We start from the raw sequence: 10,633 nt of genomic DNA, 5'->3' as shown, positions 1-10,633 counted from the left end.
AGGAAAGTCAATGAAATCAACGATCTACCAACACCACCTCCGCGCCAGTGCTAGCTTTTCGTACCGTCACTTATTGCACTGAAAACGAGGAGACCCCTACTTGGCCGTAGTGATCGACGCGTTCAGTCGTAAAGTCGTTGCTGGTCCATGGGCGAGCGCATGACAGTCGATCTGGTGTTGGCGGCATTGAACACGGCGCTGCACACGCGCAAACCTGACTCGGTCATCCATCACTCCGACCAGGGCAGCCAGTACACCAGCATTACCTTCGGTAGCCGCTGCAAGGAGATGGGCGTGCACCCGTCGATGGGCACCGTCGGCGACGACTACGACAACGCGATGGCCGAGAGCTTCTTCGCCAGCCTGGAATGCGAGTTGATCAACCGCAGAAGCTGGAAGAGCCAAGCCGAGGCGCGCACGGCCCTCTTCACCTGGATCGAGGGCTGGTACAACCCGCGCCGCAGACACTCGGGACTGAACTACCTGTCGCCCATCCACTTTGAAAGGAAACAAATCGAGCACGAAGATCGCGCTTCCGAACACGGGTTGCCCACCGCGTCGGCCGGTTCGTCGCATGCGCCGACCGCCGCCGTGGACAACCCTGCACCTGTGCAATCATCGGCTTGAGAATCAAGCCATTACCCGTCCGTGGGATGGGGTCAACTTCAACTTCAGAAACACCGAGCCGGTTGGCAACCTCCACCAAACCGTGACCCCGTTCAATGACTTGTTTGACTGCCTCAGCCTTGAATTCGGGTGTGTAGTTGACTCTCTTCATGATTTTCTCTCCTCCTCAATTTCGACCTTATCAGGTGTCTATTGAAACGGGTCAAGTCCAATATCTCTATGAACAGATTTAGGCAACGCGTTTAGATGGCGCTCTTCTGGCAGACAACTATGTAATGTCGACAAAGTAGCGAACGAAATGGATACATCACACGCCGCTCAGCCAGCGGCATTTCTGAACGGCTCAAGGTCATATAAACAAGCTGAATCGGATAGACAAGAAGGGCCAGTGGCAACATTAACCAGTCCTTAAAAAGCAGCGATGTATATCGCACTTCTCGAGTTTCAAATCCCGCATCTTGGAGAATCCTCAGAAGGTTATGAATGGGAATAACCTTCCAGCTCCCCTGACCTGGGGTAACAAACAAGTGATACTGCCTGACCTTTCCCAGAAAAAAATAAGAAATCCGGTCGCGCACGGACACGATATTGTCGTTTGTGACGAGAAAACTTCCTCCATTCCGCAAGTGGTCGTGGCAACTCTCGAAAAACTGAAGCGTATTGTCAAACTCCATGACTCCGCTGACCGAAAAAATGTAGTCAAACTTTTTCTCCGGGAAGACAGTGAATTTACGGCTCGCATCAACAAATACGAAGTCCCGTGAAGCGAGCCCTTCAGGCTTTATCAAATCGCATCCTCGCACGTCCGCTTGAGGAAAGAAGCGGCGCAAGGAAAGAGCCAAATCACCTCGCCCACAAGGGACATCCAACATACTAGTGTTCGTCAAATCCCCAGGCGATCTGAGCAAATATTCGATGATGGCTCTGTGCACTCCCCGGCAGGTCATGCCACGGGGTATTAGATCTAGTTTTTGATGTTGCGCCATGGCATGTATAAAAATATGGGAAATGTCAGCAGCAATAAACGATCCGTGCGGTTAGACGCAATAAATTATTGCCGTCAAGTCGGCAGCTAGCACTTTTCACAGTTTTCCTTTCACGTAATTGAGGCTGTAGCGCACCATTAAAACGACGCAAAGCTGCATTGCCGTTTTGGGCACAACACCTTGAAATGCAGATACCCCGCAACCCCGGGTTTTTGACTTCGGTTTCGATTTCCAGCCAAAACATGGCGTCCTCGGACTGGCAATTCTCAGGCCCAGCAATCCCTTCTCGCCAGTCCTTCTGATGCCCAGCGCCCCATATACGGCTTTGACCCGTATGGCTCCAGCGTCACGCATTTTGACGGGGATGCAGTCCCGATAGATTATGGGAGCGAATCTACTGAGGCACATAGACAAGCATTGTGAGCCGCAACGCCAGGTCGAAGCGGTCCGCACGGAACAACACCCGATCCCCGGGCCTGCGGCCAATGACCCAGCGGGATTCAAAATAGCGAAAGCTTGTTGTTCCCGCAGGCAAAGACAGGTGGGCAATTGGTCCGTGACGCAGCGTGATCCGGGCTGCCTCCAGATCGATTTTCAAGATCTGCCCGGCGAGAAAGTCCGTCGCCGAAGGCTGCGCAAGGAGGCGGGCACCAGGCAGAAGAGTAAGGCAGGTCAGCACCAGCAAGCGTTTGTAGCAGCAAGATTTTTCCATGCTTATCTCCATTCATCCATCATGGAATGAATAAACCAGCCCTTTTCGCTTGGCCGGCGCCTCTGAAAAATTGATCTCATTTTAACCGCCAGCACGCGAGCAGGCAGAGTAGGCATCCGCACCCGATGCATAGTCAGATGTGCGAACCTGCATCAGGCCCAGAATGGAACTGAAAAGGTTGTCATGGCTGAGTGGAATACCGCTACGTTGGCGCAGGCACGGCATGCTGAGCTTCGCCAGCTCAGTGAATGCCGGGGAGAGCCAGGTGATCCAGGGAACAATTTTTTGTACATCGGGGGCGATCGCATACGGTAGCCCATGAAGGTAGAGATTGTTCTCGCCCAAGGATTCGCCGTGGTCGCCCACATACACCATTGCAGTGCTGAACTTGTCCTGGCGTACTTTGAGCCATTGAATCGCCGAGCTCAGGAACTGGTCGGTGTAAGCGATGGAGTTGTCGTAAGCATTTAGAAGTTCAGCACGACTGCAGTCTTGCAAGTTGTTGCTGGTACATTCCGGTTGGAACCTCTTCGACGATGGCGGAGATCTCTTGTAATATGCTGGACCATGACTCCCCATCTGGTGCATCACGATCACCGTTCCGCGCGCCCGACGCTCTATCGGCAGTGCGGCCAGTCGATCCTCCAGGCCGTTCAGAAGTACCTCATCGAGGCACTCGCCGCTTGAACAGAGGGTCGAGTCGTTGCGTCGGGTAGTTTCATAAGGTATGCGGTCGCAAACGCCCTTGCAGCCGGACTGGTTATCCAGCCAAAGAACGGCTAGGCCGGCTCTCTGCAAGACGTCTAGCAGGTTCTCGTACTCGTGGGAACGGCTATTAAACTTCTCCCTGCCCAGCGGAGAGAACATGCATGGCAGGGATGCAGCCGTGCTGGTGCCACACGCGCTGGTCCGGCGAAAGCTTACTACGCCCTCGCGCTCGAGCGCCGGGGTCGTAGAGCGAGCGTAGCCATTCAGCGCGAAGTTTTCCGCGCGTGCGGTCTCACCTACTATCAGAAGCAGCAGCGGGGGTCTGACCGCAGGCGGTGATGCCACTGCGTCCGCCCCCACGATTTTCAACACTGAACTGCTACGCGCGAAGGGCTTAGCAGTCACCCTGCCGAGCGCGTACACCGAGTTCAAGGGATTCATCAGGTAGCGCAGTTGCTTATGATTTCGCATGGCCGAAGCCATGGGCTGGTAGGAAGCGACGAGCACAGCAGCCACTGCGGCCAACGACAGCAGTACGGTCGTCGAGTTTCGTATTGCTTGCCCCAGCACAGGCCCCCAGCGTAAGGGATACCAGATGACGAACGCAAGCGGGATAACAAAAAGGAAAAGCAACGCTGCCAGCATTCTGACGTTCAACAGCGCAATAGCCTCGGCCGGGTTCGTCTGCAGCACGTTGATGATCATGTCAGCGTCCACCACGACGTGATACATCCACATGAAATAGGCACCCGCCGCCGACATCGCGAGCAGCACGGCAATTACGGGCTTAAACGTCCACCGCCAGGCGAACAGACTCATGATGCCAGTGAGGCAGCCGGTGATCGCCGCCGCAAGCGCAGCCGCCAAGCCCCAACCCGCAAATGAGTTCAGGAGGTTGAGGGCACTGAGCTCGCGCCAGAGCGCGACGTTGGCAATCGTCGCCATATACACACTTGTTATCAACGAGAGGCCGAGCCGGGAAAACGTCCGCTTCGTCATCTCAATACTGCCTTTTGAAAGCGGCAATTGGACCGGTCGTCGGCCACCGTGCTCTGGTGAGATTCGTACCGCAAAAGCCAGCGGACAGGTCGAGGTTTTCGAGGACCGCCTGTATTGAGGGGATTTGGGTTACGTTTCGAAAATGTAATGCCAAGCTTGTCGGCAAAGGGACCCCCTGATATCGCTGTCGGTATGCCGCTCGAGATTTTCTTCTATTGGTCATTGCATGTCTGTCCCATTTAGGGTGAGCGTATTTATCAGTAAATACTTCTGTATTGCATCAGTTCAAATGCAACTACGATATAAAATTCAACACACCATTTCAAGGCCACTGCCATGACCAGTTCTTTGTGGGGCGTCTGGGGAGATGTGACCAATCATCTTGTCCGACTGTCCCTGGCTTTTTTGTTTACTCTGCCCATTGCGTGGAACCGGGAACACGGATCTCGAAGCGCCGGCCTTCGAACATTCCCTATCGTTGCAATGGCGAGCTGCGGTTTCGTACTGCTCGCGATTGAAGTGCTGGGAGAACGCTCGGTAGGGCATGCCCGGATTTTGGAGGGGGTCATCACGGGCATAGGATTTATAGGTGGTGGTGCCATTCTTAAGGCCGGCACAACGACGCACGGCACGGCCACCGCAGCCAGCATCCTGAACACGGGTGTCGTGGGTGCCGCCGTTGGTTTTGGGTATTACGACATTGGCTTTGTTCTTGCACTCGCTAATTTTTTGGTTCTCTTTGCGCTTGGGAAACTCAAGGCCGAAGCAACTGATTCTGGAGATGGGAAAAGCTAATCTTTCATCGTTAGTAGACTTTCCCGATGCGCATTGCATATTTAAGGGTTCAACCAGATTCGAATGAAGCACTTCTGTGAGGAGTTTGCAAGCGCGCAACGCATCGACAAGTGAGTCTCGGCGCTCATGACGCATACCGATGGCGACACATAGATTGCCTCGAATGCTCGTTGGCTTGAAATCTTGCCTCATCCAAAAAATCGGTCAGTTGGACGAAGCGGGCCGGCGCACTCCCACCAGTCTCCTTGTAGTTTTCGGAAAACATGAAAGTGATCCTCATCAGGAACGAACCCAGCAATCTCGGGGTAAATTCTCGCCGCTGTGCATTCGGCGCCTTCTTGTCAACCGGCGGGTTGTCCACGGTTTGGGTGCCAGGCATCTTCATTGTTTTCTTTTTCGTCGGGTGTTGGGGTGCAGTTTTTTCGTTCATCCGACTTCTTAAATTGCCTGCGCGAAGAATAACTGAGTTGCTCGAAATAACCTTTTAGGTAAACTAAAATCAATGGAGAAAAGTGTTCCTAATTGCAAGTTGGACAAGCTCAAGCGATGGTGCAGGTAGGCGACGTTCGCTCAACGTTTTCAGCGCTGGCGGGCGGTGCTGAAATGGGTTTTGATTTTGCCGGGATGCTTGAAGTGATTTTGGCCATGACAACAGCTGACTTCTATAAAAGCATGACCAGCCACGCAGACTATCCAGTTTGGCAGGACGTCTACCGGCCGACCACGCTGGCCGGTGAAGTTTATTTGAAGCTGACAATAATCGATGAAGTGCTCATCGTGTCTTTCAAGGAGTTATGAAATGAAATGCCCATCTTGCGCTTCGGCAACTTTGGTTAGCGACACGCGTGACATGCCGTATACCTACAAGGGGGAGGTGACTGTGATCCCTGCGGTGATTGGCGACTTCTGCCCTGCGTGCAACGAAGTGGTGCTGAACATGGCAGAGTCGGCAGGTACAAGCACCGCCATGTTGGCCTTCAACAAACAAGTCAACGCCTCCATCGTTGACCCAGGGTTCATCGTCAGTGTACGGAACAAGCTTGCCCTGGATCAACGCGAGGCGGCGGAGATCTTTGGTGGTGGCGTCAATGCATTTTCGCGATATGAGAACGGCCGAACAAAGCTACCCTTGGTTCTGGTAAAACTGCTCAAGGTATTGGACCGACATCCCGAATTACTAAATGAGGTCAAGGCCGCTTAACCATTCGCTTGTCTGCTTTTTTTAAATAGCACGTCACAGCGATAGTGAGATGACTGGTCTTGCCCAATACATTGAGGCTGCCGAGCGCAACAACACGCGCCGGAGCTACGCTTCGGCCATTCGGCATTTTGAGGTTGAGTGGAAAGGCTTGTTGCCTTCGACGGCCGACGCCGTTTCCCGCTACCTGGCCGACCACGCGGCTACTCTGGCCATCAACACGCTGCGCCAGCGGCTGGCGGCGCTGTCCCGTTGGCATACCGACCAAGGTTTTGCAGACCCTACCAAGTCGGCCCTGGTGCGCCAGGTCCTCAAAGGCATTCGCTCGATTCACGCGGTGCCAGAAAAGCGCGCGCGGCCCATGGAGTTGGCAATGCTCCAGCAGGTCGATCAGTGGCTCGATACCGCCATCGGCAATGCCCAGCGCTCCGGCGATCAGCCGGCCTTGCTGCGCCACACGCGCGACCGCAGCCTGATGCTGCTGGGGTTTTGGCGCGGTTTCCGATCCGACGAACTGGTCAACCTACGCATTGAAAACACCGAAGTCACCGCCGGCCAGGGCATGGCCTGCTACCTGGGCCGCAGCAAAGGCGACCGGCAACTGCAGGGCCGGATCTTCCAATGCCCAGCCTTGTCCCGACTGTGCCCCGTGACCGCCTTCAACGCCTGGGTCAGCCTGGCCGGCTTGACCGAGGGCCCGGTGTTTCGCAAGATCGACCGCTGGGGCCATGTCGCCGAGGAACGCCTGCATGCCAACAGCCTGATTCCCTTGCTGCGCAGCCTGTTCGCCGAGGCCAGCGTCGAGTCGCCCGAGGACTACAGCAGCCACTCCATGCGCCGCGGCTTTGCCGGCTGGGCCCGCGCCAGCGGCTGGGACATTAAGGAACTGATGGAATACGTCGGCTGGAAGGACGTCAAATCGGCCATGCGCTACCTGGATGCGACGAACGCCAGCCTGCAAGCCCGCTTCGAGCAGGGTCTGCCAGTCCTGGCGCCGGCAGTTCCGCAGCCGCCACCGCCTTTGCTGCTGCTGACCGAACAGGCCGAAGTTCCCCGCCCGCCAGCCGAAGGAACAACGCCCGTGGCGGTCCTGCGCGTCACGCTGGTGCTGGCCCGCTTTAGCAAGCAGTCGCGCGGCCTGGCCCGTGGCCACCGGCTGATCGAGCAGACTTGCTTCGAGCGTTTTGCGATGCAACGCCTGAACACCGAGGGCACGCTCTACGAGCTGGCGGTTCCCTACCTGTCCCGCGACTTGCTGGACGAGGTGATCGCCACGCTGCTCGATGACATGTACCGCATCGCCGAGGACAACCAGTGCCTGCTGGAAACCTCGCTTCACGAACCCGCCACCGACACCTATTGGGATTGAGGCGATGGGAAGCATTGCCGCCAGGCGGGGTAGTCCCTGCGAATGACCACGCTCCATGAGACGGCTTATCCCAGCCTGAAACCCGATCCGACGCCTCGTGAGCTGGCGGAGCTTTATACGCCGACCGAGGATGAACAACGTCTGGCTGCCGGCATTGGCAAACGCGTCTTGCCGCGCATGGCGGCGCTGATCCACCTGAAGGTCTTCCAGCGCCTGGGCTATTTCATCCCCCTGGCCGAGGTGCCGCCAGTGATCCGGGAGCACATTGCGCAGCAGGTGGGCGTGATTCGGCCGCCCCCGGCGGCGGACCTCAAGCGCTTCGAGGCATCAGGCTCGCGCACGGCGCTTTTTGCAGCTTTGCGCCGGCACCTGAATGTGAAACCGCTGGACTCGGTGGGCCATGCCTGGCTGGAGGTCGTGGCCGACACGGCGGCCGAGACCAAACACGCGGTGGCCGACATCATCAACGTGATGCTGGAGGAATTGGTCCATCATCGCTACGAATTGCCAGCCTTCTCGACGCTGGATCGAATGGCGTTTCGGGCCCGGGAAAAGAGCAACAACCGCTATTTCTCCGGAATCACCAGCCAGCTGACAGCTCATCCCCGGACCCTGATCGACAGTTTGCTTAAAACCGCCACGGGCGAGTCGGTTTCTGCCTGGCAAATGCTCAAGCGCGAACCCAAGCGGCCGACCAACAAGGAAACGCGCACCTACATCCAGCACATCCGGCGCCTGCAGTACCTGGTGGAGCAGTTGCCAAAGCCTGACGTTCCGGTGCCCAAACTCAAGCAGTTCCGGCACCTGGCGCGCGCGCTTGATGCGTCCGAAATGGCCGAGCTCAAGCCGCAAAAGCGCTACGCCCTGGCGGTGATCTTCATCCGGGCGCAGCATGCCCAGTCCCTGGATGACGCCGCGGACCTGTTTATTCGCCTGATGCAGAACCTGGAAAACAATGCCAGGCAGAAATTGCTCTCCTTCCAGCAGGAGCGGGTCCAGAAAACCGACATGCTGGTCGGCCAGCTCAAGGACATCCTGGGCGCCTTTCAACTGGAGGGCACGGACACCCAGCGCGTCGAAGCCATCAGCACCACCCTCGTGGCCGAGGTGGACGAGTTGCTCAACGAGTGCGAACAGCACCTGGCCTATGCCGGCCGCAACCACCTGCCTTTCCTGCTGCAGCCCTACAAGATGGTCCGGGCCCAGCTGCTCAACTGCATCGGCATTGCCTCGCCCAAGGCCAGCAGCGAGGATCAAGTGGTGGAGCGGCTGATCGAGGCCCTTTACAAGCTGCGCGATAACCGTACGGACATCGTCCTACTGGACACGCTGAGCCTGAGTGAAGACAAGGATTTCCGCTGGATGTCTGCCCAGTGGAAGAAATTGGTGCTGGTCCGGCCTTCAGGCAAGGGCCGGGCAGAGGCTGTCCACCGCCGGTATTTTGAGCTGGCGGTCATGCATGCGGTCAAGGACGACCTGAAGTCGGGTGATCTCTTCATCAAGTACGGCGAGCGTTATGACGACTACCGCGAGCAGCTGGTCGATGACGAAACCTTTGAAAAAGAAGTGGGCGACTATGGCCAGGTCACCGGCATCGAGACAGATCCTGGCGTCTTTGTGTCCATGCTGAAATCGGCCATGTCACAGCGGGCGAAGGAAATAGATGCCAATTTCCCTGAAAACTCCCACGCGGAAATTGTCGACGGGCGCCTGATACTCAGAAAACCACCGCCCTCCGAAATCCTGGAGGCCGTTGCGCGGATTGACGCCATGATCACCGACCGGATGGAAGCGGCCAGCATCGTGGATGTCATGATCGATACCGAGCGTTGGCTGGACCTGCACAAGCTGTTCCGGCCGCTAGCCGGGACCGACAGCCGTCTTGAGGACTTGCGCATGCGCGTCATCACGACGCTGTTTTGTTACGGCTGCAACCTGGGGCCGGTGCAGACCGCCAAATCCATCAAAGGGCTGAGCCGCCGCCAGATTTCCTGGCTCAACCTGAAATACGTCAGCGAAGACCTTCTGGACAAGGCCATCGTCAAGGTGATCAACGCCTACAACAAGTTTGAATTGCCGGGCTACTGGGGCACCGGCAAACACGCGTCGGCCGACGGCACCAAGTGGAACCTGTATGAACAAAACCTGTTGTCCGAGCACCATATCCGCTATGGCGGCTACGGCGGCATCGGCTACTACCATGTGTCCGACAAGTTCATCGCGCTGTTCAGCCATTTCATTTCGTGTGGCACCTATGAGGGCATCCACATCCTTGACGGGCTGATGACCAACGAATCGGACATCCGGCCGGACACGATTCACGGCGACACACAGGCCCAGAGTTACCCCGTCTTCGCGCTGGCGCACCTCCTGGGCATCCAGCTCATGCCGCGCATCCGGGGTATCCAGGACCTCAAATTCCATCGCCCGGAGCCGGGCAATGTTTACAAGAACATCAATGCGCTGTTTAGCGACGTGATCGACTGGCGATTAATTGAATTGCATCTGCCGGCGATGCTGCGGGTGGCGGTTTCCATCAAGACCGGCAAGATCACGCCGTCCGCGATCCTGCGCCGGCTCGGCACCTACAGCCGCAAGAACAAACTGTATTTCGCATTTGTGGAGCTCGGCAAGGTCATCCGGACCATGTTCCTGCTGAGCTACATCGGCGATGTCGGCTTGCGCAAGGTGATCCATGCCGAAACCAACAAGAGCGAGCAGTTCAACGGCTTTGCCCAGTGGTCATTTTTTGGGGGAGAGGGGATCATCGCCGAGAACATCCGGCACGAGCAGCGCAAGGTGATCAAGTACAACCACCTGGTGGCGAACATGATCATCCTGCACAACGTGGTGGGCATGACGAGGGTGCTGCAGGAACTTCGCGACGAGGGGACCGAGATCACGCTGGAGATCCTGGCGAGCCTGGCGCCGTTTCGCACGGCGCACATCAACCGGTTTGGCGACTACACGCTGGACTTCCGGCGGAAGATCGGCCCCTTGAACTTCGACGCCACCATAATTCCCGCCCCCATAGGTAATCCGTCACTCCTTGCTCGATAGTGGTGCCCTTTGACTACCTTCTAATCGCCCTTAAAAAAAGAACCCGACACGAAGCCGGGTTGTGAACCTAGATAGTCCAGCACTGCTGTCCGGTTAAATGATATGCGCCGAGCCGGAGATCAAGCATTGGCGCGGCCTGTAGACTGATTTTGTTTGGTGCCGACTTGAACTTCTCTTGC

Annotated in this window: 10 protein-coding genes and 2 pseudogenes; 6 read left to right on the top strand and 6 right to left on the bottom strand. The window is 56.7% G+C overall.

From position 1 onward, the window contains the following. Positions 1–97: 97 nt before the first annotated feature. Positions 98–510: pseudogene (locus tag B7X65_RS23615) on the top strand (IS3 family transposase); the annotation flags it as partial. Positions 511–673: 163 nt separating this feature from the next. Here B7X65_RS23615 and B7X65_RS23610 read toward each other — a convergent pair. From B7X65_RS23610 to B7X65_RS23595, 5 genes and pseudogenes are all read right to left on the bottom strand, one after another. After that, positions 674–778: pseudogene (locus B7X65_RS23610) on the bottom strand (transposase); the annotation flags it as partial. Between the two features lie 91 nt (positions 779–869). Then, complete coding sequence (locus B7X65_RS23605) at positions 870–1,613, bottom strand: class I SAM-dependent methyltransferase (RefSeq protein WP_293596672.1); 744 nt, start codon at positions 1,611–1,613, stop codon at positions 870–872. A 96-nt stretch (positions 1,614–1,709) separates the two neighbouring features. Continuing rightward, complete coding sequence (locus tag B7X65_RS23950; protein WP_366557382.1) at positions 1,710–2,021, bottom strand: transposase; 312 nt, start codon at positions 2,019–2,021, stop codon at positions 1,710–1,712. Further along, positions 2,008–2,325, bottom strand: a complete 318-nt coding sequence (locus B7X65_RS23600) for a copper-binding protein (RefSeq protein ID WP_293596671.1) — start codon at positions 2,323–2,325, stop codon at positions 2,008–2,010. The genes B7X65_RS23950 and B7X65_RS23600 overlap by 14 nt, the downstream gene beginning before the upstream one ends. Positions 2,326–2,406: 81 nt before the next feature. Continuing rightward, a complete protein-coding gene (locus tag B7X65_RS23595; protein ID WP_293596670.1) occupies positions 2,407–4,032 on the bottom strand; it encodes a phosphoethanolamine transferase in 1,626 nt (541 codons plus the stop codon). A 336-nt stretch (positions 4,033–4,368) separates the two neighbouring features. On the opposite strand from B7X65_RS23595, the gene B7X65_RS23590 reads away from it, so the two are divergent. Further along, positions 4,369–4,827: an MgtC/SapB family protein gene (locus B7X65_RS23590; RefSeq protein ID WP_293596669.1), complete on the top strand. Its 459-nt coding sequence runs from the start codon at positions 4,369–4,371 to the stop codon at positions 4,825–4,827. Between the two features lie 124 nt (positions 4,828–4,951). Here B7X65_RS23590 and B7X65_RS23585 read toward each other — a convergent pair whose 3' ends face one another. Next, the gene (locus B7X65_RS23585; protein ID WP_293596668.1) at positions 4,952–5,257 is read right to left on the bottom strand and encodes a hypothetical protein; all 306 of its coding nucleotides are present in this window, start codon (positions 5,255–5,257) and stop codon (positions 4,952–4,954) included. A 92-nt stretch (positions 5,258–5,349) separates the two neighbouring features. Between B7X65_RS23585 and B7X65_RS23580 the strand changes: the two genes are divergently transcribed. Genes B7X65_RS23580 through B7X65_RS23565 form a run of 4 tightly spaced genes read left to right on the top strand, consistent with a single transcriptional unit; the run spans position 5,350 to position 10,454 of the window. Next, positions 5,350–5,625: a type II toxin-antitoxin system MqsR family toxin gene (locus tag B7X65_RS23580; protein ID WP_366557381.1), complete on the top strand. Its 276-nt coding sequence runs from the start codon at positions 5,350–5,352 to the stop codon at positions 5,623–5,625. A 1-nt stretch (position 5,626) separates the two neighbouring features. After that, positions 5,627–6,028: a type II TA system antitoxin MqsA family protein gene (locus B7X65_RS23575; protein WP_293596667.1), complete on the top strand. Its 402-nt coding sequence runs from the start codon at positions 5,627–5,629 to the stop codon at positions 6,026–6,028. A gap of 49 nt (positions 6,029–6,077) precedes the next feature. Continuing rightward, a complete protein-coding gene (locus B7X65_RS23570) occupies positions 6,078–7,394 on the top strand; it encodes a site-specific integrase (RefSeq protein WP_293596666.1) in 1,317 nt (438 codons plus the stop codon). A gap of 42 nt (positions 7,395–7,436) precedes the next feature. After that, entirely contained in the window at positions 7,437–10,454 is a 3,018-nt protein-coding gene (locus tag B7X65_RS23565; RefSeq protein WP_293596665.1) for a Tn3 family transposase, read from the top strand. The last annotated feature ends 179 nt before the right edge of the window (positions 10,455–10,633 follow it).

The organism is Polaromonas sp. 39-63-25 (genome assembly GCF_002278925.1).
In the GTDB taxonomy this organism is placed as follows: Bacteria; Pseudomonadota; Gammaproteobacteria; order Burkholderiales; family Burkholderiaceae_C; genus Polaromonas.
This window is presented reverse-complemented; position numbering and strand designations above follow the sequence as displayed.

Coding starts and splice junctions, on each gene's coding strand:
- B7X65_RS23605 (WP_293596672.1), bottom strand. CDS start 1,613: ATGGCGCAACATCAAAAACTAGATCTAATACCCCGTGGCATGACCTGC.
- B7X65_RS23950 (WP_366557382.1), bottom strand. CDS start 2,021: ATGTGCCTCAGTAGATTCGCTCCCATAATCTATCGGGACTGCATCCCC.
- B7X65_RS23600 (WP_293596671.1), bottom strand. CDS start 2,325: ATGGAAAAATCTTGCTGCTACAAACGCTTGCTGGTGCTGACCTGCCTT.
- B7X65_RS23595 (WP_293596670.1), bottom strand. CDS start 4,032: ATGACGAAGCGGACGTTTTCCCGGCTCGGCCTCTCGTTGATAACAAGT.
- B7X65_RS23590 (WP_293596669.1), top strand. CDS start 4,369: ATGACCAGTTCTTTGTGGGGCGTCTGGGGAGATGTGACCAATCATCTT.
- B7X65_RS23585 (WP_293596668.1), bottom strand. CDS start 5,257: ATGAACGAAAAAACTGCACCCCAACACCCGACGAAAAAGAAAACAATG.
- B7X65_RS23575 (WP_293596667.1), top strand. CDS start 5,627: ATGAAATGCCCATCTTGCGCTTCGGCAACTTTGGTTAGCGACACGCGT.
- B7X65_RS23570 (WP_293596666.1), top strand. CDS start 6,078: ATGACTGGTCTTGCCCAATACATTGAGGCTGCCGAGCGCAACAACACG.
- B7X65_RS23565 (WP_293596665.1), top strand. CDS start 7,437: ATGACCACGCTCCATGAGACGGCTTATCCCAGCCTGAAACCCGATCCG.